The organism is Vibrio sp. E14, assembly GCF_020515785.1.
In the GTDB taxonomy this organism is placed as follows: Bacteria; Pseudomonadota; Gammaproteobacteria; order Enterobacterales; family Vibrionaceae; genus Vibrio; species Vibrio diabolicus.
In genome coordinates this window covers 168,626-191,933 of record NZ_JAHPJI010000007.1, presented here as the reverse complement: position 1 = coordinate 191,933, position 23,308 = coordinate 168,626, and the positions used below count along the sequence as shown (strand labels likewise).

Annotated in this window: 20 protein-coding genes; 7 read left to right on the top strand and 13 right to left on the bottom strand. The window is 44.8% G+C overall.

The window, feature by feature from the left end:
• Window positions 1–21 precede the first annotated feature (21 nt).
• From LIX84_RS18580 to LIX84_RS18570, 3 genes are all read left to right on the top strand, one after another.
• Window positions 22–1,236 carry a pyridoxal phosphate-dependent aminotransferase gene (locus LIX84_RS18580; RefSeq protein WP_005390543.1) on the top strand — a complete coding sequence of 405 codons (1,215 nt, stop codon included), beginning with the start codon at window positions 22–24 and terminating at the stop codon, window positions 1,234–1,236.
• Window positions 1,237–1,326: 90 nt separating this feature from the next.
• Window positions 1,327–1,911, top strand: coding sequence for a 5'-deoxynucleotidase (gene yfbR, locus LIX84_RS18575; RefSeq protein ID WP_047009477.1), 585 nt, complete (start codon window positions 1,327–1,329; stop codon window positions 1,909–1,911).
• A 15-nt stretch (window positions 1,912–1,926) separates the two neighbouring features.
• Window positions 1,927–3,249 (top strand): anti-phage deoxyguanosine triphosphatase, encoded by a 1,323-nt coding sequence (locus tag LIX84_RS18570; RefSeq protein WP_005390538.1) that lies wholly within the window; start codon window positions 1,927–1,929, stop codon window positions 3,247–3,249.
• 6 nt (window positions 3,250–3,255) lie between these two features.
• On the opposite strand, the gene LIX84_RS18565 is transcribed toward LIX84_RS18570, so the two are convergent.
• Window positions 3,256–3,870, bottom strand: a complete 615-nt coding sequence (locus tag LIX84_RS18565; protein WP_085343450.1) for a tRNA-uridine aminocarboxypropyltransferase — start codon at window positions 3,868–3,870, stop codon at window positions 3,256–3,258.
• Between the two features lie 3 nt (window positions 3,871–3,873).
• Here LIX84_RS18565 and rrtA point away from each other — a divergent pair, with 3 nt between their 5' ends.
• Window positions 3,874–4,425, top strand: coding sequence for a rhombosortase (gene rrtA, locus LIX84_RS18560; protein WP_226421936.1), 552 nt, complete (start codon window positions 3,874–3,876; stop codon window positions 4,423–4,425).
• A gap of 98 nt (window positions 4,426–4,523) precedes the next feature.
• On the opposite strand, the gene LIX84_RS18555 is transcribed toward rrtA, so the two are convergent.
• The 7 genes from LIX84_RS18555 to tig all read right to left on the bottom strand — a co-directional run bounded on the left by LIX84_RS18555 (window position 4,524) and on the right by tig (window position 13,429).
• Complete coding sequence (locus LIX84_RS18555; RefSeq protein WP_031780151.1) at window positions 4,524–4,808, bottom strand: ComEA family DNA-binding protein; 285 nt, start codon at window positions 4,806–4,808, stop codon at window positions 4,524–4,526.
• A 224-nt stretch (window positions 4,809–5,032) separates the two neighbouring features.
• Entirely contained in the window at window positions 5,033–6,892 is a 1,860-nt protein-coding gene (gene ppiD / locus LIX84_RS18550; protein WP_139059987.1) for a peptidylprolyl isomerase, read from the bottom strand.
• A 201-nt stretch (window positions 6,893–7,093) separates the two neighbouring features.
• Window positions 7,094–7,366: an HU family DNA-binding protein gene (locus LIX84_RS18545; protein WP_005382341.1), complete on the bottom strand. Its 273-nt coding sequence runs from the start codon at window positions 7,364–7,366 to the stop codon at window positions 7,094–7,096.
• Window positions 7,367–7,557: 191 nt separating this feature from the next.
• Window positions 7,558–9,909, bottom strand: a complete 2,352-nt coding sequence (gene lon, locus LIX84_RS18540; protein ID WP_005390529.1) for an endopeptidase La — start codon at window positions 9,907–9,909, stop codon at window positions 7,558–7,560.
• Window positions 9,910–10,038: 129 nt separating this feature from the next.
• On the bottom strand, window positions 10,039–11,319 hold the full coding sequence (gene clpX / locus LIX84_RS18535; protein WP_005390528.1) for an ATP-dependent protease ATP-binding subunit ClpX: 1,281 nt from the start codon (window positions 11,317–11,319) through the stop codon (window positions 10,039–10,041).
• Window positions 11,320–11,389: 70 nt separating this feature from the next.
• Complete coding sequence (gene clpP, locus LIX84_RS18530) at window positions 11,390–12,016, bottom strand: ATP-dependent Clp endopeptidase proteolytic subunit ClpP (RefSeq protein WP_005382347.1); 627 nt, start codon at window positions 12,014–12,016, stop codon at window positions 11,390–11,392.
• Window positions 12,017–12,121: 105 nt separating this feature from the next.
• Window positions 12,122–13,429 carry a trigger factor gene (gene tig / locus LIX84_RS18525; RefSeq protein WP_005390526.1) on the bottom strand — a complete coding sequence of 436 codons (1,308 nt, stop codon included), beginning with the start codon at window positions 13,427–13,429 and terminating at the stop codon, window positions 12,122–12,124.
• Window positions 13,430–13,955: 526 nt separating this feature from the next.
• Here tig and LIX84_RS18515 point away from each other — a divergent pair.
• The 3 genes from LIX84_RS18515 to LIX84_RS18505 all read left to right on the top strand — a co-directional run bounded on the left by LIX84_RS18515 (window position 13,956) and on the right by LIX84_RS18505 (window position 17,364).
• Window positions 13,956–15,761 carry a sensor histidine kinase gene (locus LIX84_RS18515; RefSeq protein ID WP_226421935.1) on the top strand — a complete coding sequence of 602 codons (1,806 nt, stop codon included), beginning with the start codon at window positions 13,956–13,958 and terminating at the stop codon, window positions 15,759–15,761.
• A gap of 4 nt (window positions 15,762–15,765) precedes the next feature.
• Entirely contained in the window at window positions 15,766–17,103 is a 1,338-nt protein-coding gene (locus tag LIX84_RS18510) for a sigma-54-dependent transcriptional regulator (RefSeq protein ID WP_226421934.1), read from the top strand.
• 78 nt (window positions 17,104–17,181) lie between these two features.
• Window positions 17,182–17,364, top strand: a complete 183-nt coding sequence (locus LIX84_RS18505; RefSeq protein WP_041853050.1) for a hypothetical protein — start codon at window positions 17,182–17,184, stop codon at window positions 17,362–17,364.
• Window positions 17,365–17,406: 42 nt separating this feature from the next.
• On the opposite strand, the gene LIX84_RS18500 is transcribed toward LIX84_RS18505, so the two are convergent.
• From LIX84_RS18500 to LIX84_RS18480, 5 genes are all read right to left on the bottom strand, one after another.
• A complete protein-coding gene (locus LIX84_RS18500) occupies window positions 17,407–18,768 on the bottom strand; it encodes a TRAP transporter large permease (RefSeq protein WP_053807126.1) in 1,362 nt (453 codons plus the stop codon).
• Window positions 18,769–18,771: 3 nt separating this feature from the next.
• Window positions 18,772–19,446 carry a TRAP transporter small permease gene (locus LIX84_RS18495; protein WP_226421933.1) on the bottom strand — a complete coding sequence of 225 codons (675 nt, stop codon included), beginning with the start codon at window positions 19,444–19,446 and terminating at the stop codon, window positions 18,772–18,774.
• 70 nt (window positions 19,447–19,516) lie between these two features.
• Complete coding sequence (locus LIX84_RS18490) at window positions 19,517–20,515, bottom strand: TRAP transporter substrate-binding protein (RefSeq protein WP_048626156.1); 999 nt, start codon at window positions 20,513–20,515, stop codon at window positions 19,517–19,519.
• 212 nt (window positions 20,516–20,727) lie between these two features.
• Window positions 20,728–22,197: a protein adenylyltransferase SelO gene (locus LIX84_RS18485; RefSeq protein ID WP_226421932.1), complete on the bottom strand. Its 1,470-nt coding sequence runs from the start codon at window positions 22,195–22,197 to the stop codon at window positions 20,728–20,730.
• 176 nt (window positions 22,198–22,373) lie between these two features.
• A complete protein-coding gene (locus LIX84_RS18480) occupies window positions 22,374–23,186 on the bottom strand; it encodes a hypothetical protein (RefSeq protein ID WP_005390499.1) in 813 nt (270 codons plus the stop codon).
• Window positions 23,187–23,308: the final 122 nt, after the last annotated feature.

The following is a 23,308-nucleotide window of genomic DNA, read 5'->3' as shown; positions in this document are numbered from 1 at the left end:
CGAATTTTTAGGAATTATACAATGCAAAATATCGGGATGTCGTCAAAACTCGATAATGTCTGCTACGACATTAGGGGTCCTGTACTCAAACATGCTAAGCGCATGGAGGAAGAAGGGCATAAAATCCTAAAGCTAAACATTGGTAACCCTGCCCCATTTGGTTTTGACGCCCCTGATGAAATTTTAGTCGACGTGATTCGTAATCTGCCGACTTCTCAAGGCTATTGTGATTCCAAAGGCATTTACTCTGCTCGTAAAGCCGTGGTCCAACACTATCAACGTAAAGGTATCCGCTCGCTAGATGTCGAAGATGTGTATGTGGGTAACGGCGTGTCTGAACTGATCGTGATGGCCATGCAAGCGCTGTTAAATAATGGCGACGAAATGCTGATCCCAGCACCTGATTATCCGTTGTGGACAGCTTCAGTTGCACTATCAGGCGGTAAGCCGGTTCATTACCTATGTGATGAAGGTGCAGACTGGTACCCAGATCTTGAAGACATCAAAAAGAAAATCACACCAAAGACACGTGGCATTGTTCTGATCAACCCGAACAACCCGACAGGTGCGGTATACAGCCGTGACTTCCTACTTGAAGTGATTGAAATCGCGCGCCAGCACAAACTGATCATTTTCGCAGATGAGATCTACGACAAAGTGTTGTACGACGGTGCAACACATACCTCAGTCGCAACACTCACTGAAGACGTGCTAGTCATGACATTCAATGGCCTTTCAAAAGCCTACCGTGTTTGCGGTTTCCGTGGTGGCTGGATGTTCCTAACGGGGCCTAAACATCTAGCTCAAGGGTACGTTAATGGATTGGAGTTGCTTTCATCGATGCGTTTATGTGCAAACGTACCAATGCAACATGCGATTCAAACCGCGTTAGGTGGATACCAAAGTATTAATGAACTGATTTTACCTGGCGGACGCTTATTAGAGCAGCGCAACCGAGCGTATGAACTGATCAATCAGATTCCTGGTGTTTCTTGTGTCAAACCTAAGGGGGCGATGTACCTCTTCCCGAAAATCGACACTAAAATGTACAACATCAAGAACGATCAGCAGATGGTTTTAGATTTCTTAAAACAAGAGAAGGTCTTACTGGTGCAAGGTTCCGGTTTTAACTGGCCAAAACCAGACCACTTCCGCATCGTGACACTACCGCACGTTGAAGATCTAGAAATCGCCATTGGACGTTTTGAAAGATTCCTATCAACCTACAGCCAGTAATGAATCACTGGTAGTAATTAGTGCTGATCTCTCATATGCTTAGAGGAACTCCTAGTGAGTTCCTTTTTTACACCAGAAACGGAGAAAGCCATGAAAGAAAGCCATTTTTTCGCTCACCTGGCTCGAATGAAGCTGATCCAACGCTGGCCTTTAATGCGGTCCGTCTCACCAGAAAACGTTTCAGAGCATAGCTTACAAGTTGCTTTTGTCGCTCATGCCCTTGCCCTAATTAAAAACAAAAAGTTCGGCGGCAACCTTAATCCAGAACGCATCGCGATTCTTGCTATGTACCATGACTCCAGCGAAGTATTAACGGGTGACCTTCCAACCCCAGTGAAGTATTACAATCCTGAAATTGCCAAAGAATATAAGAAGATAGAATCGGCAGCGGAACAAAAATTACTCTCAATGTTACCGGAAGAGTTCCAAGATGATTTTGCCCCCTACCTTCTTTCCCACTCTGCACACGAAGAGGACGCAAAAATCGTCAAGCAAGCCGACTCCATCTGTGCCTATTTAAAATGTCTCGAAGAACTAAGCGCAGGCAATCATGAGTTCGCTCTGGCAAAAAAACGCTTAGACATCACTTTGCAAGAACGTAGAACGCCTGAAATGGATTACTTCCTCAATACCTTTGCCCCAAGTTTCGAATTATCGTTAGATGAAATCAGTTAGCTTACGGAGATAATCGTGTCGTTTGAATTACACCCGCAATGGCAAGAGCGCCATGATGATGAGCATAAAATACGTCGTGACGACCATCGAAGCCCGTACCAAAGAGACCGAGCGCGCATTCTTCACTCGGCTGCATTTCGACGCTTACAAGCAAAAACCCAAGTACACGGCAATAGCTTGGAAGACTTTCACCGCAGCCGGTTAACACACTCCTTAGAAGCGTCGCAACTCGGGACCGGTATCGTCGCCCAGTTGAAGAAAAAACAACCAGAGTTCCGTGATCTATTGCCATCAGACAGCTTAATTGATTCATTATGTTTGGCGCACGACATCGGGCATCCTCCATACGGTCATGGGGGAGAAGTCGCTCTAAACTACGTAATGCGCGAACATGGCGGTTTCGAGGGGAACGCCCAAACCTTTCGTATCGTCACTAAGTTAGAGCCTTATACTGAGCATTTCGGAATGAATTTATCACGCCGCACACTGCTTGGTTTGATTAAGTACCCTGCCCTCATTAGTCAAACACGCTCCGTCAAGTTGCCTCAACCAGCTGAGCATCAACGTAAACTAAAAGCCAAAGATTGGAGCCCAGCTAAGGGCATTTATGATTGTGATAAAGACTTATTTGATTGGGTAATTGCACCGCTTTCTGACAACGACAAGGCATTGCTTAGCCTAATGCGCTCAAAACCAGAATCGGAGTTTGAGCACAGTAAAACGCGCTTTAAATCACTCGATTGCTCAATCATGGAGCTAGCGGACGATATCGCCTACGGCGTTCATGATTTAGAAGATGCGATCGTACTTGGTATGGTGACACGTCAGCAATGGCAAGAAGGCGCAGCAAGTCAATTAGCGGACTGTGGCGACCCGTGGTTTGAAGCACATATCGATTCCATCGGACAGATGCTATTTAGTGGTAAGCATCATGAGCGGAAAGATGCCATCGGTGGTATGGTTAACGCCCTGCTGACCAGCATTTCAATTAAGGCGGTGGATGAGCCTTTCAATAATCCATTACTGTCTTGGAATGCGTGTTTAGAGCCACAAATGGCACGAGCACTTGACGTACTCAAACACTTTGTCAGTACTTTTGTTATCCAAGTCCCGCAGGTCCAGATCGTTGAATATAAAGGTCAGCAAATTATTATGGACATTTTTGAAGCGTTAACAGCGGACCCAGAGCGCTTGCTGCCTGTTCATACAAAAGAACTGTGGTGCCAAGCGAAAAGCGAGAGCAATAAGATGAGGGTCATCGCCGATTACATTTCTGCTATGACCGATGGTCACGCGCAAAAGCTGCACCGTCAGCTATTCTCTTCCATCGTTCTTTAGTCACACTCAACCTTTCAAGTAATTCTTTTCAAATACGCCCGGCGGCATCTGGGCGATTTGGAATTCGATCATCTTTTCAAAGGCATGCATAAGCGGTGTAAAGTCTCTCTCGGGTTCAAGCAAACGAAGCGAATGATAACCTGCCTCGACTGTCGATAAGCTATTCTCAGAGGGCGCCTTACGAATAGTGTAATGCCCTTGCAATTGCTTCGGTAATTGCACGGTTGGGAGTGGATGTAAATTGCTAGAAAGCTGCCACATTTTGTACGCTTTTTTCCACGTCCCATCGAGCAAAATCAAACGTATTTTCTTAGATACACTACGTCTCGCTTGATTGATTTCAGAGATGCATCGTGACTGTTCCGATGGGTAAAGAACAAAATGTTGATATGATTCATCCGCCAACAAGTGATTTAAGACATCATCACCAGAAAAGTCCTCTCCTATCAGACAAATACAGTTATCTAAACTCAAATTGAGAATCCGTGCCGTACCAAGCGGACGATGTTCTTCACTCGTGTGCTGAAGAATGATAAGTTCTACCTCGCTTGCCAACGGTACAATCCATTGGCAAATACACGCTTTTTGCGACTTTCCACAACGAGAACAATAACGAGACATAGAGTGAACCTTTATACCTTGCTGAGTATTATCAGCGTGATCTGTTTGATACTTCAATTCGAACCAATGGCAAGCCTAACCGAGTGGCACAGCTACAATATACGCCATGGCGAATGGTGGCGAATCGTAACAGGAAATCTCACACATACCAACTTTGCGCACTTAGGGATGAACCTGGCAGGATTGTGGATCATTACTTTTATTTTTCGTCCAAGCACTCGCAACTTCCTTATCGTTTTCTCACTCTTGTGTGCATTTGTTGGCGCAATGAATTTGTTTACCAACATGTCCGTGTACGTGGGATTATCTGGCGTACTACACGGACTGTTTGGATTCTGGGCACTCAGAGAAGTCTTTGAAAGCAGAAGAAGCAGCTTGTTGTTGGTCGGCGGGCTTATTGCCAAAGTAGCATGGGAGCAGATCTATGGTCCATCAAGCAGCACTGCTGCGCTTATCGGCGCAAACGTTGCTATTGATGCTCATTTATTTGGCGCAATCGGTGGGTTAACAATGGCTCTAATGGAAAAAGGCTTTAGCCGTCGTTTATTCGGATAAAAAATCCCGAACCACGAAAGAGGGGTTGGTTCGGGAAAGCAGTAATAGGGAAACAGATATTGTTCTGAATTCAGACTCAATATCTGAAATACATCAAGCTACAGTAAAATGCGGTCTTCGTTTTTCTTAACTGTCGCTTCACCAATGCCTTTTACGCTCTTCAAATCTGCAGCCGTTTTAAAAGGGCCATGCTCCTCGCGGTAGTCCACGATACTCTGCGCTTTCTTCTCACCTATACCTTTCAACATGGTCGCAATTTCTTCAGCAGAAGCCGTGTTGATATTTACGGTAATTTCAATTCCTTCATATTTGTCAGTGGCTGAATCCGCAGCCATGCTAAAAGGCGCAAAAACAAATAAGCACAATGTCAAAATCCATTTCATATTGAACATACAATCTCCAAAATAGTAGGCTAAAACCAGTCATCGGGAGCAAGTCACTATCAATTAACAAACCTAGATGACCCAATATTCGCAATGACTGGTATCACTTAAACGCGCACTAATTTAAGTAATGCTTATTGATGATTGAAGTTAATAAAGACAAAAATAAAACGGACCGCTTATGCGGTCCGTTTTAGTTAACATGCAAATTACACTAATTGTGCTTAGTTGCTCACAATAAAGTACTCAATGTCAGTGTTTGCTCGCAGTACTGCTAGCACAGAGGATAGGTCTTGCTGAGAAGATGCACGCTGCATTTGCATCGCAACTTGCTCTTCTAACTCACTATCTAGCTCAGCATTTACAGCATCAAGCTCGATGATAACAATGTTACCTTCAAGATCTTTAGACTGACCATATACTGGCTTACCATCGACTGGTTTTGCCATCGCGAATACCGTTGTTGCCAACGGAGAACGGCGATCTACTGTCTCTTGTTCACCAAATGCAAGGTTGTTTTCAGTAAGCACATCTGTCTTACCTTCTTTCAATGCAGCAACAACCTGTGTACCAAGTTCCATCGCATCTTGCTCACCCTTAACGCGAGATAGCTCTGCAATAACCTGATCTTTCACTTCTTCTAGTGGAAGAACCGTCTCATCACGTGCGTCTTCAACACGAACAACAATAATATGTTCAGGTGCAACTTCGATAGCTTCAGAGTTTAAGCCATCTTCTTTTACTTCTGGGCTAAGGATAGCTTGCATTACCGCAGGGTTACGAAGCACTTCAGGTGCGTCAACTTGAGAAATAAAGTCCGTTGTCTTCACTTCTTGGTTAACCGCTTGAGAAGCGTCATACAATGAGTCTGGGTATTCAAACGCTACGCGCTCAAGCTCGCTTTGTAGCTCGTAGAATTGATCAACTGCTTGTTGGTCAACCATTTCTTGTTTGATTTCAGCGGCAACTTCTTCAAATGGCTTCGCCACAGAGTCTTTTAGCTCTTCAAGCTTGATAATATGGTAGCCAAAGTCCGACTTTACTAGACCCGACGTATCGCCTGGATTCTTCAACGCGAATGCCGCTTCTTCAAAAGCAGGGTCCATCACATCACGCTCAATCCAACCTAAGTCACCACCATTTTCAGCACTGCCAAAATCGTCAGATTTCTCTTGAGCAAGCGTCGCAAAATCTGCACCCGCATTTAGCTCATCTAGGATAGCCTGCGCTTTTGTTTCATCGTCCCCTTCTACAAGAATATGAGCGACACGGCGCTGCTCTTCTGAAGAGTATTTGTTTAAATGCTCATCGTAGTACTTTTCCACCTCAGCATCAGAAACATTAACTTGTTCCTTTAGCGCTTCAGCAGACAGTTCGATATAAGCGACTTTAACCTGCTCTGGGCGAGTAAAGTTGTCAGGGTTTGCTTTGTAGTACTGTTGAATTTCTTCGTCAGTCAATTCAATGTTTTTCGCAAACTCTGCTAAGTCGATTTTAATCGTGCGAATATCACGAGTTTGAGTGAACAGCTTACCTTCTGCCTGTACTTCACCTGGCAGAATAAATTCACTGTTTTGTAGTGCATTCAGCAGTTGTTCACGAACCAATTCACGACGCATGTACTCAGCAAAAGAGTCTGGCGAAAAGCCTGCACGACGCAGAGAAGCTTGATAGATCTCTTGATCGAACTGACCATTAGATTGGAATTGAGGCATGTCTAGAATCATGCTGCGAACTTGAGTGTCGCTGATTCGCAGACCTAAAGCTTCTGCTTGTTGGTCAAGCAACACGTCATTGATCATTCGATCTAAAACGGATTTGCGGAAAGATTCAACATATGCAGGGTCAGCCAGCATTTGAGAGAAGTAGTCACCCAACTGAGCTTGCATACGGTTACGCTCATTTTGGTATGCCATCTCGAACTCACCACGAGGAATCTCAGTGTTACCGACTTTCGCTGCAGAGTTGTTGTTACCACTAACGATGTAGCTACCCACACCTGCAAATACGAAAGACAGGATGATAAGCCCAAGGATAATTTTGACCGCGATGCTATTCACGCCTTCGCGTAGTCGATCCATCATAATTTAACTGCTCTCCACAATTGAAGCCTACTGCTTCTATCTAATAGAAATAATGGCGCAATAATATCAGAAAAAGAAATGCGCATCAGTATGATGCGCATAATTTAAGAAAGTTCGGCTCGAAGTTTGTAAATTTTTGTTCGAAACTTATTGTTTGAGCAAAAGTTAAGCAAATGGCCGGTTACAGAATTAACGCTGTGATTAGTTACAAGCGTCTTTCAGTGCTTTACCAGCTTTAAAAGCTGGTACTTTTGCTTCTGCGATTTGGATTTCTTCACCAGTTTTTGGGTTACGACCAGTACGTGCAGCACGAGTACGAACGCTGAATGTACCAAAGCCAACTAGAGCAACTTGATCACCAGACTGAAGAGTGCCGCTTACTGCTTCGATGAATGCATCTAGAGCACGACCCGCTGACGCTTTAGAAATGTCTGCATTTTCTGCGATTTGTTCTACTAACTGAGTTTTATTCACTGTAATTTCCCCTTTGTGTCATCTGTGATTATTTTTGTGATGACTTTCGTTCCATTGTTAAGAAAATATGCTCCATCCCTTATTCGTCAAGGGCTGGCAGCTATCGAAACTAACTTAGCGCCCAAAAAAAACGCTGACAAGCCTTTTTAGACTTATCAGCGTAAACTTTTACTTATTTTTGCTGCACATCACTATTTTTGAGACTCAAACTCAACGCCCGTCGGGTCTCGCTCTAGTGCGACTTTCAGTACTTCATCAATCCACTGTACAGGGATGACTTCCAGATCAGCGATAACATTATCAGGAATCTCTTCCAAATCACGCTCGTTGTCTTTTGGAATTAGCACAGTCTTAATGCCGCCACGGTGTGCCGCAAGTAACTTCTCTTTTAGGCCACCGATAGGTAGGACTTCACCACGCAGTGTTATTTCACCCGTCATCGCTACCTCTGCTTTCACAGGGTTACCTGTCAGAGCAGAAACCAAGGCAGTACACATTGCAGTACCCGCACTTGGGCCATCTTTTGGCGTCGCGCCTTCCGGTACGTGCACGTGAATATCTTTCTTCTCGTAGAAGTCAGTATTGATACCCAGTTTTTCTGCACGAGAGCGAACTACTGTCATTGCGGCTTGGATAGACTCTTGCATCACGTCACCAAGAGAGCCCGTTTGCGTCAGCTTACCTTTACCTGGCATAGATTGAGTTTCAATCGTTAGCAGATCACCACCCACTTCTGTCCAAGCTAGACCTGTCACTTGACCAATTCGGTTACTTTCATCCGCTTTACCGTAATCGAAACGTTGAACACCCAAGTACTCTTTTAGGTTGTCCATCGTTACCGTTACTGACTTGATGTCTTTATCCAGCAAGATGTTCTTCACGGCTTTACGGCAGATCTTAGAGATCTCACGTTCTAAGTTACGGACACCCGCTTCACGAGTGTAATAACGGATGATGCCAATAATCGCAGAGTCTTCAATGATGATCTCATCCGGTTTTAGACCATTGCGCTTCACTTGCTTATCAACAAGGTGACGTTTTGCAATGTTCAGCTTCTCGTCTTCGGTGTAACCAGATAAACGAATAACTTCCATACGGTCTAACAATGGACCTGGAATGTTCATTGAGTTCGAGGTTGCAACGAACATAACGTCAGAAAGGTCGTAATCCACTTCTAAGTAGTGATCGTTGAACGAGTTATTCTGTTCAGGATCAAGTACCTCTAGTAGCGCTGATGCCGGATCGCCGCGCATATCTGAAGACATTTTGTCGATTTCGTCCAATAAGAACAATGGGTTCTTCACGCCAACTTTCGACATCTTCTGGATTAATTTACCTGGCAATGAGCCAATGTAAGTACGGCGGTGACCGCGAATTTCTGCTTCATCACGTACACCACCCAGCGCCATACGAACGTACTTACGACCTGTAGCAGAAGCAATTGAACGACCAAGAGACGTTTTACCCACACCTGGAGGACCAACAAGACAAAGGATTGGACCTTTTAACTTATTGATTCGGTTTTGAACCGCCAAGTATTCAAGAATACGCTCTTTTACGCGCTCTAGACCGTAGTGGTCTTCATTAAGAATCTCTTCTGCTTTCGCTAAATTTTTCTTAACTTTTGAGCGTTTAGCCCAAGGCACGCTGACCATCCAATCGATGTAGCTACGAACCACTGTTGCTTCGGCAGACATTGGAGACATCATCTTAAGCTTTTGCAGCTCTTGCTCAGTCTTTTCACGTGCCTCTTGAGGCATTTTTGATTCGTCAATCTTCTTCTGCAGCGTTTCGAACTCGTCTGGTGCGTCTTCCATCTCACCAAGTTCTTTCTGAATCGCTTTCATTTGCTCATTCAGATAGTACTCACGCTGAGATTTTTCCATTTGCTTTTTAACGCGACCACGAATGCGTTTTTCAACTTGCAGCAAATCGATCTCTGATTCCATCTGACCCATTAGGAATTCCAGACGCTCAGTGACATCAACTATTTCAAGTACTTGCTGCTTATCCACCAGCTTCAACGGCATATGAGCTGCAATAGTATCCGCTAAGCGAGCCGCTTCGTCGATACCGTTGAGTGAGGTTAGAACTTCTGGTGGAATCTTCTTGTTTAGCTTAATGAAGCCTTCAAACTGATTAATCGCACTGCGAACAATCACTTCTTGCTCACGCTCATCCAATTCTGGCGTAACCACAAATTCCGCTTCCGCTAGGAAGAAATCACTCTCTTTAAAGTGATTGATTTTCGCACGTTGCTGGCCTTCAACCAGTACTTTTACTGTGCCATCCGGAAGCTTCAGTAGCTGGAGAATGGTGGCTACCGTACCTACTTCAAATAGGTCGTCAACCGTAGGCTCGTCAGTATCAGCTTGCTTTTGTGCCACAAGAAGAACTTGTTTGTTGGTTTCCATCGCCGTTTCTAAACAGCTAATCGATTTCTCACGACCAACAAACAATGGAATAACCATGTGCGGGTAGACCACTACGTCACGTAGAGGTAGTACCGGGATCTCGATACGCTCGGAACGTTCCAAGTTCATATAATTCTCTCTTCCGCTTTCACGTTTACGTATTACTTATCGATTTATATGGGGGCTAATTGTTTGGATTCAATAAGAGAAATAAAAAAAGGAGGTAATTACTTACCTCCTTTTTCATTACGGCTGAATTTATTCTGCTCCAGCGGCCTGATTGTCTGAGTTGCTATAAATAAGCAATGGCTCTGACTCACCATTAATGACGGACTCATCAATCACGACCTTACTTACGTCTGTCGCAGATGGCAGTTCGTACATGGTTTCCAGTAATACGCCTTCAAGGATCGAGCGTAAACCACGAGCACCTGTTTTACGCTCCATTGCTTTCTTAGCGATAGCGCGCAGCGCATCTTCTCGGAACTCAAGTTCAGCGTTTTCAAGCTCAAACAATGCTGCGTATTGCTTGGTTAATGCGTTCTTCGGTTCACATAGGATCTGAATCAACGCTTCTTCATCAAGCTCAGTCAGTGTTGTTGTCACAGGAAGACGACCAATGAATTCTGGAATGAGTCCGTACTTCACTAAATCCTCAGGCTCAACCTGAGTAAATAGCTCACCCACGGTCTTCGATTCGTTTTTAGAACGAACTTCAGCACCGAAGCCAATACCTGTACCTGTTGCAACACGCTGCTCAATCACCTTATCTAGGCCAGCAAATGCACCACCACAGATGAACAGGATCTTCGACGTGTCCACTTGTAGGAATTCTTGCTGAGGGTGCTTACGACCACCTTGAGGTGGAACCGATGCAACCGTACCTTCGATAAGTTTTAGTAGCGCCTGCTGAACACCTTCACCAGATACGTCACGCGTAATAGATGGGTTTTCAGCTTTGCGTGAAATTTTATCAATTTCATCAATGTAAACGATGCCGCGTTCAGCTTTAGCTACATCGTAATCACATTTTTGCAGAAGCTTTTGGATGATGTTTTCAACGTCTTCACCCACATAACCAGCCTCGGTTAGTGTGGTTGCGTCTGCCATTGTAAATGGCACATCCAAGAATCGAGCTAATGTCTCAGCAAGTAGTGTTTTACCGCTACCTGTTGGGCCAATTAGAAGGATGTTACTTTTACCAAGCTCCACACCTTCACTCGTTGTATCACCATTGCGTAAACGCTTGTAGTGGTTATATACCGCAACTGCGAGCACTTTTTTCGCGTAATCTTGCCCGATCACATAGTCATCAAGGTGTTCACGGATCTGTTTTGGCGTTGGTAACGCTTCAGATTCTTTCTTAGGGAGAACATCCTTGATTTCTTCGCGAATAATATCGTTACATAAGTCGACACACTCGTCGCAAATGTACACTGACGGACCTGCGATTAGCTTGCGAACTTCGTGCTGACTTTTGCCGCAGAAAGAACAGTACAGCAATTTACCGCTGCCACTTTCTTTGCTTTTATCTGTCATTCGCTAACCTCTTAGCCTTTACTCTTCATGAATGAGTGTATATCAATTTTTGCCAAAATGCGCTGGCTAATTACTCGCCGCGGTGGCTTAACACTGCATCCACGATACCGTATTCCACAGCCTGCTCTGATGACATGAAGTTATCACGATCAGTATCGCGCTCAATGACTTCAAGAGGTTGGCCAGTATGTTCTGCTAACAACTTGTTTAGCTTCTGCTTAATGGTCAGGATTTCCTGAGCATGGATTTGGATATCAGAAGCTTGACCCTGGAAACCACCCAATGGTTGGTGGATCATTACACGAGAGTTAGGCAGTACGTAGCGCTTACCTGGCGCACCACCTGCTAACAGGAAGGCACCCATTGAACATGCTTGACCCATACATACAGTGCTAACATTTGGCTTAATAAACTGCATGGTATCGTAGATAGACATACCAGCTGTTACGCTGCCGCCTGGCGAGTTGATGTATAGGAAAATATCTTTATCTGGATTTTCAGATTCTAGGAAAAGTAGCTGAGCCACGACAAGGTTTGCCATGTGGTCTTCCACTTGACCCGTTAAAAAAATCACGCGCTCTTTAAGCAGACGTGAGTATATGTCGTAAGAGCGTTCGCCGCGGGAAGTTTGTTCAACCACCATTGGTACTAGCGCGTCCATAATTGGCGACATTGCATTTTTTTCTTGGTAGCTCATATTCTTATGTCCCTAAAATAAATGGCCCGGATGATGACTATCATACGGACCATTGTTAGCAGAATAGTTAACGTTAAGTCAACCTTCTACGCAAGATATTGCTTATTAAGCAGCAGGTTGTTGTTGGTTAAGTAGCTCGTTGAAGCCTACTTCTTTCTCAGAAACCTGTGCTTTAGCGATGATCGCGTCGATTGCTTGCTCTTCTAGAGCTACATTGCGCATGTTGTTCATCATTTCTTCGTTTTGCTCGTAGTAAGCAATAACTTCTGATGGATCTTCGTATGCTGTAGCCATTTCTTCAATTAGAGCTTTAACTTTCTCGTCGTCCGCTTTTAGCTCTTCAGACTTGATTACTTCACCTAGTAGAAGACCAACTACTACGCGACGTTTAGCTTGCTCTTCGAACAGCTCACGTGGAAGCTGAGCAGCAGCTTCTGGGTTACCACCGAAGCGTTGTGCAGCTTGTTGACGTAGAACTTGGATTTCTTGCTCGATAAGCGCTGATGGTACGTTGATGTCGTTTTGCTCAACTAGACCGTCAATCGCTTGCTCTTTGATGCGGTTCTTAACAGCTTGCTTAAGCTCGCGTTCCATGTTTTTACGAACTTCAGCTTTAAGTGCTTCAACACCGCCTTCAACAACACCGAACTTAGCAACGAACTCGTCGTTTAGTTCTGGTAGTTCACGAGCTTCAACTTTGTTCACTTTGATTGCGAACTTAGCTGCTTTACCTTTTAGGTTTTCAGCGTGGTAATCTTCTGGGAAAGTCACGTCGATGTCGAATTCCATACCTGCAGTTTTACCTGCGATACCGTCTTCGAAACCAGGAATCATGCGACCAGCGCCCATTTCTAGTGGGAAGTTCTCAGCTTTACCGCCTTCGAATTCTTCACCGTCGATAGAACCAACGAAGTCAATGCTTACGCGTTTGCCATCTTCTGCTGCTTCTTCAACTTCAACCCAAGTTGCTTGTTGCTTACGTAGAGTATCGATCATCTCTTCTACGTCTGCGTCTTTAACTTCAGTTAGCGGTTTTTCAACAGTGATGTTTTCTAGGCCTTTAAGCTCAACTTCTGGGTAAACTTCAAAAGTTGCAGTGAAAACTAGGTCTGAACCTTCTTTGTTTTCTACAGGAGCGAAAGTTGGAGCGCCAGCTGGGTTGATTTTCTCTTTAACGATAGCTTCGATGAAGTGGCGTTGCATAACTTCACCAAGAACGTCTTGACGTACTGCTTTGCCGTACATCTTAGCAACCATTTTTAGAGGCACTTTACCCTTACGGAAACCATCGAAACGACGGTTTTTAGCGATGTTGCGTAGTTCAGCTGTTACAGCGTCTTCGATGTTTGCAGCTGGAACAGTAATGTTTAGACGGCGCTCTAGGCCCTCTAGCGTTTCAACAGTAACTTGCATTATATATAAACCTCTAAAGTGGCTCGGTTTTCCGAGCGTATGAGCGAAACTCAGCGGAGCTTACGCTTCATCCTTGTGTAGTGTTCTGTCCGAACACCTAATTTAAATCGAGTATCGATACTGTTTGTCAGTACCGGACTAATCAGTGATATCTTCGATAAAATTACCAAAGGTATCTCCTATTAGCCTCAGGACAGAATTTTTAGACGCGACATTCTAGCGATCTGTCGCAACCCTGTCGAGCCAATAGCCACTATGTGGACATTGTCTGCGCTAAATTCTCGAATGCTGACCCATTTTTTCTTCAAAAATGCGATTCAAACAGCGTCTAAGTATCGTCAGCATATCTAGAATGGGGACAATAGCGACTTTTTCAAGAGAATCGACCGGTTTTTTTATCGAAAAGCCTAAAAAGAGATCTTGCTCTTGTTTTACTCCACAGAGTTGAAAACTAAATCCCTAATCCTCCCTACAAACTATTAACATTTTCTTACGTGACCACAGGAAAGGTTTAAGGAGTGTAAGGATGTCGCAAAAAAACCGGATTCTGCTGACTTTTTTTGCCTTCTATTTCCTTTGCGCAATCATAGGTGGTCATTGGGTTTGGCAGACTAGTTATCAATCATTGCTTGATAAACACCAATCCCAACTTGAGCAATTTTCTAGTCATATTAAAAACAAACTCGATAAATACGCCCATATCCCTAACCTTCTGGCCAAAGATGACCCTCTCCATCAAGCGTTACTGCATCCAAATAACAGTGCCCAACTGGAACTCACCAATCGGTATTTAGAATCCGTTAATGACGTGATTGAAGCGGCAGATACCTATTTAATCGATCAATGGGGTACGACGATCGCGGCCAGCAACTGGCGTAAAGAGCGATCTTTTCTTGGACGAAATTTTGCGTTCCGCCCTTATTTCAAACAAGCAATCGTTGGGGAACGAAGCCAATACTACGCGCTGGGTTCGACTTCGGGTAAGCGTGGCTACTACTATTCTTATCCGATCATATACGCGGGCGGCGTCCTTGGTGTGGTCGTGGTTAAGATGGACTTGAGTAAGATAGAAGACAACTGGCAGCAGCCAAATAGTGTGTTCGTCGCGAGCGATCCGCACGGGATTGTTTTCATGAGCAGCCGAAGTGATTGGCTACTCAAAAGCTTACAACCACTGACTGAGAATGAAAGAAAACAAGTTTGGGCAAGCCGACAATACCTTGATGAGCCAATTGAAACTCTAGGATTGGTGGGCAATGTGGAGGAAACGCATTCTGAGCTTAAACAAGGTTACCCATATAACAAAGGGACCTTGGTGGTCTCTTCGTTGCCCCTACCAGAGCTCAAGCTGACCATCCGTGTACTATCTCCCAAGCAGTCTATCGTCTGGCTCACTATGGGTTACATTTTTGTACTTACTCTTGCATTCACCGTATTGTTTTTAATTGGCCAGCTCATCTATCACCGTCAACAACGCCACTTACAACTTGAGAGAATTCAACAAGAGGCCAATCAAAAACTTGAATATCAAGTCATGGCTCGCACCGCAGAATTGCAAGCAGAAATCGCCCAGAGAATAGAAACCGAACAAACACTTCGCCTAACGCAAGACGAACTCGTTCAAGCTGCGAAACTAGCAGTATTAGGGCAAATGTCAGCCAGTATCAGTCATGAACTGAATAATCCACTTGCGGCCATTCGCAGCTTTGCTGAAAACGGCAAGCTGTTCCTCCAAAAAGAAAAATATGAGCGAGTGGAAGATAATCTAACTCGCATCTCAGCCCTCACTGATCGTATGGCAAACATCAGTCAGCAGCTTCGTTCTTTCGCTAAAAAAACCAGTGGAAACGAGCTGGCTCAATCTCGTTTGTTTCCAGTAATTGCCTCAGTCAAAGAGCTGATGAAACCCGCACTTAAATCTGCACGTGTCACGCTAGAAACGCACGTACCAGAGCACGATGTTGAAGTTCAGATCAATATCATTCAACTTGAACAAGTGTTGGTTAATTTGCTGACCAATGCGATAGAGGCTCTCAAAGAGCAACAAGACAAACAAGTACAGTTATCCGTAGAGCAAGACGAACATGCCGATTTAATTTGGATTCATGTAGATGACAATGGTCTAGGGCTTGGAGATTTCTCACTTTCGGACTTATGTGAGCCTTTCCTAACTACCAAACAAAATGGGTTAGGTTTAGGGCTGTCCATCTCGCAACAAATCTTAGCCAGTATGAACGGAAGATTATGTGCCCAAAATCGAGAACAAGGCGGAGCTCGATTTTCATTGTGTTTACCTATCGCTCCTAACAACACAGAACAATCAAAAGGATGAGATCATGTGCCAGGTGTTTTTTATTGATGATGAAGCCGATCTTAGACTGGCAATAGAACAAACGTTTGAATTGGCAGATATCGATGCCACATTCTTTCCAGACGCTGAATCTGCCTTACTCGCAATTAAGCAGGGAGCCGAGCCAGGTGTGGTGATTACCGATATTTGCTTACCCGGTATTTCAGGGATGGATTTACTGAATACCCTTGTACGAAAAGACCCCCATCTTCCCGTGATTATGATTACTGGTCATGGCGATATCTCAATGGCAGTTAATGCGTTACACCATGGAGCGTATGATTTTATCGAAAAGCCATTCCCACCTGAGCACCTAGTTGAAACCGTCAAGCGCGCCATTGAGAAGCGCCAATTAACGGTTGAAAACGAGAAGTTACGCCTGTCTCTCAAGGCAAGTAAAACGCTCGGACCTCGTGTTATCGGAGAAACGTCTAGCATTCAAATGTTACGCGAAACCATTGCTCACATCGCCGATACTGATGCAGATATCTTATTGTTTGGCGAAACTGGTACAGGTAAAGAGTTAATCGCCCGCTCTTTGCATGAGCAAAGCTCTCGACGGAACCAAAACTTTGTCGCAGTAAATTGTGGTGCAGTACCAGAGAATTTGATTGAGAGCGAACTCTACGGGCATGAAAAAGGCGCATTTACTGGCGCAGAAAGCCGCCGTATCGGTAAGTTTGAATTTGCTCAAGGCGGTACACTTTTCTTGGATGAAATCGAGTCAATGCCAATCCAAGCCCAAATCCGTTTACTGAGAGTACTGCAAGAGCGTGTGATTGAGCGTGTCGGCTCGAATGAACTCTTGCCCTTAGATATTCGAGTGATTGCCGCCACCAAAGTCGATTTGAAACGCGCTGCTGAAGAGGGAACCTTTCGCCAAGATCTTTACTATCGACTGAATGTGGTTACCTTAGATCTCCCGCCACTGCGTGAACGGAAAGAAGACATCCCTGCCCTCTTCCATCATTTCCTATTGGTAGCGGCTTCACGTTACGGTAAAAGCTCTCCCAGTTTGTCATCCCACGACCTCGCCCAACTGATGAACCATGACTGGCCAGGCAATGTTCGCGAGCTAAGAAATGCAGCAGAGCGTTTCGTGCTATTGGGTAAATTAATTCAGTTAGGAGAATCGACTCCGGTTGCCAAGCCTTCTTCAAGTCTTGCAGAACAAGTTGCAGAGTTCGAGAGAGCAGCCATTGAAGGCGCATTACTGGAAAATAACGGCAGCATTAAACAGACAATGGCGCAACTGAATGTGCCTCGAAAAACTCTGTATGACAAAATGCAACGCTATCAAATAGATAAAGAGCTCTATAAATAAAACGATTCTCAAGGATTGGTATTATATCCAACTTGAATCATAATTTTTAATAACCGATTCATCATGGTTGTTACGGATATGAACGAGAAAGTGAGAATACCGATCATTACAGATACCGTGATGGTAGACGGGCAATATCAAGAAGAGAGACGTTCAGGCGAGGAGCGGCGCAAGAATAAAAAGAAGTGGCGAAGCTACGAGCGGCGAGTCCACCCAGACCCTCGTAGGCCTAGCTACAAACCCATAGACGAAGAGGTGTGAATCATCACACCTCTTTTGTTTTTCTTCAAATATCTGGTGCCATTACTTAGTAATGATTTCTGGCCCCATCAAGGTCGTTGGTAACCAAGTCGACACCCATGGCACGTACGTTACAATAATAAGGAATAGGAACATCACCGCCACCCATGGCAGTGCGGCTTTTACTACATTCATCATCGACATTTTGGCGACACCTGCAGTAACAAACAAGTTAAGCCCAACAGGTGGTGTTATCATACCTATCTCCATATTCACCACCATCATAATACCTAAGTGAATTGGGTCGATCCCCAGTGCTATCGCAATTGGGAACACCAGTGGTGCAACAATGATCAATAAGCCTGATGGCTCCATAAACTGACCACCAATCAACAGCAATACGTTCACCACAATCAAGAAGGTGATTGGTCCTAGACCAGCTGACATCATCGACTCTGTGATCATTTGCGGGATGCGTTCTTCCGTGAGAACGTGCTTCAAAATTAACGCATTGGCAATAATGAAAAGCAGCATGATGGTGAGTTTACCCGCTTCATACAGCGTGTGTTTGGTGTCTTTATGAACGAAGGTTTGGAAGATTTTAACGAGCGCAGGTTTAGTGTTTTTATTGTCTGCAAATGGCCCCATGTCTTTGTATACAAAGTTGGCAATAAAGAACGAGTACACAGCAGCAACTGCAGCGGCTTCTGTTGGGGTGAAAATACCGCCATAAATACCACCGAGAATGATCACCACCAGCAACAAGCCCCAGCTTGCATCCTTAGCTGCATCAAACGTCTCTTTCCAACCGACAAATGGTTGTTTTGGCAGGTTCTTAATACGGGCAGCAATATAGATCGCGATCATCAGCATGACGCCAGCCAACAAACCCGGTATCACACCACCGAGGAACATACGTCCAACTGATACATCAGTCGCGGCAGCGTAAACTACCATAACGATAGACGGCGGAATCAAAATCCCTAGCGTACCTGCGTTACAAATTACGCCGGCCGCAAACTCTTTTGAGTAACCGTTTTTGATCATACCTGCGATAACGATGCTACCTATGGCAACAACCGTTGCTGGAGATGAACCTGACAGCGCGGCAAACATCATACACGCGACAACCGAAGCCATCGCTAAACCACCACGGAACCAGCCTACAATCGCAATCGCGAAACGAATGATCCGTTTCGCTACACCACCTGTCGACATAAAGCTTGAAGCTAAAATGAAGAATGGAATTGCTAATAGAGTGTAGTGTCCAGCAAATGCATTAAACAACGTTTGAGCAACAGACGCCAAAGACGCATCCGAATGAATCAAAAGGAAAAGAATACTGGAAAGACCCAGAGAAACTGCGATTGGCACGCCGACGAGCATGAAACCAATCACCATCAAAAATAGAAATAAGATATCCATGGCTTATTGCTCCTTGCTCTTAGAATTGTCTGAGGCCTTTGGAGCCATAAGATCACCGGCATCACTCATCTCTTCTTGAAGCGCATCTAGCTCTTCTTCCGCTTCATGCCCTGCAATCAGTCGGTCGAGCTTTCCGGTAGCAATTTGCCATGTTGCCTGAGCAAATCTCAGCGTTAGCAACGCCATACCAAGCGGCAAAGCGAAATAAGGAATAAAACGTGGCAGCTTTTCGTAACGCTCTCCCTCGTTTAACCAATCCGCCATAAACTGAAGCATTTCCGGCATTGGAATATCATCCGTTTCATACCACGCTCGGTCTGTGGCGAACGGATACCAGTAGTTCCAAGAGCCAATTAAAAGCAAAATAGAGAAGGCTAAACAGCATATTGCAGCGAATAACGCCAAGGCTTTTCGTTTGCCCTCTGGCACTATGTTGATAATCACATCAACACCAATATGAAAGTGTTTTTTCACACCGTAAGAAGCGCCGACCAACACCATCCATGCGAACATAAAGACGGTGAGCTCAAGCGCCCAAAGAATATTGTCGTTAAAGACATAACGAAAGATGACATTGGCAAAGGTTAACAAGGTCATGGCACCTAAGAAGAAAGCAATCAAAGTCTCTTCAATGGCATCGGTGATTCGTCCAGCCTTGGCAAAAAAAGTCTGTTCCATAATTACATCACGTCGTCTGTAGGGGAAAAGAGCCCCCTCTAATCGAGAGGGCTAAGCGTGCTAGGCGTTATTATTTTTGGTTAGAAGCCAAAGCGGCTTCAATTAGGTCAGAACCAATGTCTTTTTCAAACTTCTTCCATACTGGCTGAAGTGCAGTGACCCATTCTTGGCGCTGTTCTGGCGTTAACGTGCGAACCACACCACCAGCTTCGATGATGTTGTTTTTGTTCGCCAGGTTCACTTTGGTCGACTCAGCATTACGCTGCGCTGTCACCTCTTGGATGATTGTGTTTAGCTGCTCGCGCTGATCGTCTGGTAAGTTTTTCCAGAAGTCGTTTGACGTCACCACTAGGTAATCCAGAATCCCGTGGTTCGTTTCCGTAATGCCATCTTGAACTTCGAAGAACTTTTTGCCGTAGATGTTTGACCAAGTATTTTCTTGACCATCAATAACCTTAGTTTGCAGGCCACCGTACACTTCTTTGAATGACATTTTTTGCGGGTTTGCACCTAGCTGTTCAAACTGAGCAACGAGAACGTCAGAAGCTTGAACACGGAACTTAAGCCCTTCAGCATCGGCTGGAGAAATGAGCGGCTTGTTGGCTGACATTTGCTTCATGCCATTATGCCAAAACGCAATACCTTGTAGACCACGTCGTTTCATTGAGTTTTTCAGCTTTTCACCGGCTTCAGAGTTTTGGAAGCGGTCAACAGCGTCGACATCGTCGAATAAGAAAGGCAGATCGAAAAGGCGGTACTTTTTGGTGAATTTCTCAAACTTAGAAAGAGAAGGTGCAGCGAGTTGAACATCACCATTTAGTAGTGCTTCCAACACCTTATCATCATCGTAAAGCGTTGAGTTCGGAAACACCTGCATACAGACTTTACCGTTCATCTCTTCGTTAACGCGTTTTTCAAGTAACGAAGCCGCAATACCTTTTGGGTGTTTGTCCGCGTTCGTTACATGGCTGAACTTGATGACCGTTTCACCTGGGTCACAATTCGCGGCAGCGTTAAAGCTCATTACAGCAAGCGCAGAGACAGATAGTAGAGTTAGAGGCTTAAACATTATTATTCTCCTTGTTGAATCACATCCCATCCCGTCCATGAATAACTAGGTATTAGACGATGGGTACGGATGTTCAACAAAGAGCAATTAATGGACCATGTTAAAATTTATATGTATTTCAATAAATTAACAAAGACCATTAACATGAACACAGAGTATAACGAGTGAATTCCACCCAAGAAAAAGATTCAAATGGGTGGGAAATGACCCATTTATGAAGAACAGCTTATCTCCATTTTCTTCCCCCATTCTGGTGGCAATTTCGCGTAATCATCAAACTCGGGTTGCTCATCAAATGGGCGCTTTAACAGTTCGGCCAATCGGTGTAATTCGCTAAAGTCCCCTTCTTCCGCTTTATCAATCGCCAACTGAGCCAAGTAGTTACGCAAGATGTATTTGGGATTGGCTTGACGCATCTGTTCGCAACGCTGTTCGGCTGAAATCAGGCCCCCTAGTTCATCAACCTCTAGCTCACATCGAGCTAAGTACAGATCAAGCCAAGCTCGCGCAGCTTCTCGGTCGAGAAACAAGTCGATTACGGATTGAGAAGAATCAGTATCAAGATTTGAAAGCGTTCTAAAGAAGCGAGTGTAATCCGTGTTATTTTGGTGAAGGAGCTCAAACATTGCTTCAAATAAACGTCCATCTTCCGCGATCTGGGTTTTTAAACCCAACTTCTCACGCATTAGGCGGCTGAACTGCTGACTCAACCGGACTTCAAATTGGCTCAACGACGCTTCTAAATCTTCTCGCTCAACGAGTGGCGATAGCGCATGCGCGAGCGCTGAGAGGTTCCAAAGCGCAATTCTTGGCTGTTGGTCAAATGCATAACGGCCTTGGTAGTCGGAATGATTACAAATATATCCCGGCTCATAATCATCAAGAAAACCAAACGGGCCGTAATCAAACGTTTGACCAAGGATCGACATGTTGTCGGTGTTCATTACCCCATGAGCAAACCCATACGCTTGCCAATAAGCAATCATGTCCGCTGTTTTCTGAACAATTTCACCAAACATTGCGGCGTATGGCTTCTCTGCCGACGCACAATCAGCAAAGTGCCACTCGATCACTTTGTCCGCCAGCAACTTCTGCTCTGCCAATTGATTGGTATAGAAAAAATGCTCGAAATGGCCAAAACGCACGTGGGTCTCCGCCATACGAATCAACATTGCGCCGAATTCTGTTTTCTCGCGATAAACCGGCGTGTCACTGACCATCATGCCAAGAGCACGAGTCGTCGGGATCCCAAGCCCTGCCATGGCTTCACTACATAGATACTCACGAATGGTTGAGCGCAACACCGCCCTGCCGTCCCCCATTCGCGAGTAGGGGGTTAGCCCCGCGCCTTTAAGGTGAATATCAAACCAAGTGCCATCTTGATGCTCAATTTCCGCCAACAGCAATCCACGTCCATCGCCCAAGTCTGGGTTGTAAACGCCAAACTGATGTCCTGCGTATTTCATCGCCAGAGGACGAAACGGTTCGAATTCGCTTTGCCCAGAAAAAACCGCCAATAGCTCATCGCTTTGCTCTGCTGGTAAACCAAACTGCTGCGCAAACTCACTATTCCAAGCGACCCAACGAGTATTATCCAAGGGTTGCGGCCCGACCAAAGTATAGAAAGCTGACGGTAATTGACTAAAGCGATGGGTGAAACTGACCCGTTGCCAAATGGACATGTGGGGTTCCTTAATAAAAAGAAGTACTACTGTCAGTATACGTGTGAACGTCACTGTCATTCAGCCATGAAATGGGCATGGGTATTTTGCGTGAATAACGCGAAGGCGGTAGGAAGGTATTAACCCGCTGCATACCACCTCACAAACGGAAGTGGTATGTAAAAGCGATCAAATGATTAAGCGGAAAACTCTTCACCCGTTTTTGGTGGCTCTGATGGTGTATCAAAACGAGCACGTTCAATATCCACGACTGTTTTATAGCTCAACGATAACAAAGCCAACTGGTACGCACCGAAAATACCATAGGCAACACCCACAAGACTCAGCATGAAGAGGTTAGTAAAGTGACTAAAGATAAGCTGACTGAGCAATCCCGCGCCCAATGGAATTAAGCCCATCAAAATGAATACTTGTTTGTTGTATGGTCTGCTTTGGTTCCACGAACGACGCAAGCTGCGCGGCTGATGATCCATTGCGGTCGCAGGCAATACAAATGACCAGCGCGCCATCACCCAATAGCCCGGAATGCTTGCAACCGTTGTGATAAACGCCATGGCGACAAAATCGGGTTCACCGCTTTCTGCAATATAGAGAAACGACAACACAAAGATCGGGATACCAATGACGAGCATCATCATCAGTCCAAATAATATCCACCAGCCAATGAAACGGAATTCTCTGGCTGACAAGCGAAATACATCCAATGCTGAGTGCATGTAATCGCCAACCAAATAAATTCGGTGTACCCGGACAGCCGCCATCGCGGCAACAAGTGGGTATAAAATGATTGTGACGAAATAAAATCCCGCGATGTTTCCTTCTTGAGCGTTCGCTTGATCTTGCCCCGTCATTTCAGGATACATAAACACAAAAATTGAGTGCACGATGATCAATGGAATACAAGCAATGACAATTGCGAGTAGGTTCCTTCTGACCATCACTGCTGCTTCTCGGCATATTGCCGAAACAGAAAAGTCCTCGGTTGACATACAACATCCTTAATTTATAAAAATCTGCCCATAGGGTAACCGCTGAATAGAAAAATCGCTTTAAAAATAATGAGAAACACATCTCATAAGATAATGAGAGATACTAGGAAGTAAAACAGGCA

What these genes read in the sequence shown, in the direction of transcription:
- yfbR (WP_047009477.1), top strand. Translation starts at nt 1,327, where the DNA reads ATGAAAGAAAGCCATTTTTTCGCTCACCTGGCTCGAATGAAGCTGATC.
- LIX84_RS18515 (WP_226421935.1), top strand. Translation starts at nt 13,956, where the DNA reads ATGTCGCAAAAAAACCGGATTCTGCTGACTTTTTTTGCCTTCTATTTC.
- LIX84_RS18480 (WP_005390499.1), bottom strand. Translation starts at nt 23,186, where the DNA reads ATGTCAACCGAGGACTTTTCTGTTTCGGCAATATGCCGAGAAGCAGCA.
- tig (WP_005390526.1), bottom strand. Translation starts at nt 13,429, where the DNA reads ATGCAAGTTACTGTTGAAACGCTAGAGGGCCTAGAGCGCCGTCTAAAC.
- lon (WP_005390529.1), bottom strand. Translation starts at nt 9,909, where the DNA reads ATGAACTTGGAACGTTCCGAGCGTATCGAGATCCCGGTACTACCTCTA.
- LIX84_RS18495 (WP_226421933.1), bottom strand. Translation starts at nt 19,446, where the DNA reads ATGGAACAGACTTTTTTTGCCAAGGCTGGACGAATCACCGATGCCATT.
- LIX84_RS18500 (WP_053807126.1), bottom strand. Translation starts at nt 18,768, where the DNA reads ATGGATATCTTATTTCTATTTTTGATGGTGATTGGTTTCATGCTCGTC.
- LIX84_RS18490 (WP_048626156.1), bottom strand. Translation starts at nt 20,515, where the DNA reads ATGTTTAAGCCTCTAACTCTACTATCTGTCTCTGCGCTTGCTGTAATG.
- clpX (WP_005390528.1), bottom strand. Translation starts at nt 11,319, where the DNA reads ATGACAGATAAAAGCAAAGAAAGTGGCAGCGGTAAATTGCTGTACTGT.
- LIX84_RS18510 (WP_226421934.1), top strand. Translation starts at nt 15,766, where the DNA reads ATGTGCCAGGTGTTTTTTATTGATGATGAAGCCGATCTTAGACTGGCA.
- LIX84_RS18580 (WP_005390543.1), top strand. Translation starts at nt 22, where the DNA reads ATGCAAAATATCGGGATGTCGTCAAAACTCGATAATGTCTGCTACGAC.
- LIX84_RS18555 (WP_031780151.1), bottom strand. Translation starts at nt 4,808, where the DNA reads ATGAAATGGATTTTGACATTGTGCTTATTTGTTTTTGCGCCTTTTAGC.
- LIX84_RS18485 (WP_226421932.1), bottom strand. Translation starts at nt 22,197, where the DNA reads ATGTCCATTTGGCAACGGGTCAGTTTCACCCATCGCTTTAGTCAATTA.
- LIX84_RS18565 (WP_085343450.1), bottom strand. Translation starts at nt 3,870, where the DNA reads ATGTCTCGTTATTGTTCTCGTTGTGGAAAGTCGCAAAAAGCGTGTATT.
- ppiD (WP_139059987.1), bottom strand. Translation starts at nt 6,892, where the DNA reads ATGATGGATCGACTACGCGAAGGCGTGAATAGCATCGCGGTCAAAATT.
- LIX84_RS18505 (WP_041853050.1), top strand. Translation starts at nt 17,182, where the DNA reads ATGAACGAGAAAGTGAGAATACCGATCATTACAGATACCGTGATGGTA.
- clpP (WP_005382347.1), bottom strand. Translation starts at nt 12,016, where the DNA reads ATGAGCTACCAAGAAAAAAATGCAATGTCGCCAATTATGGACGCGCTA.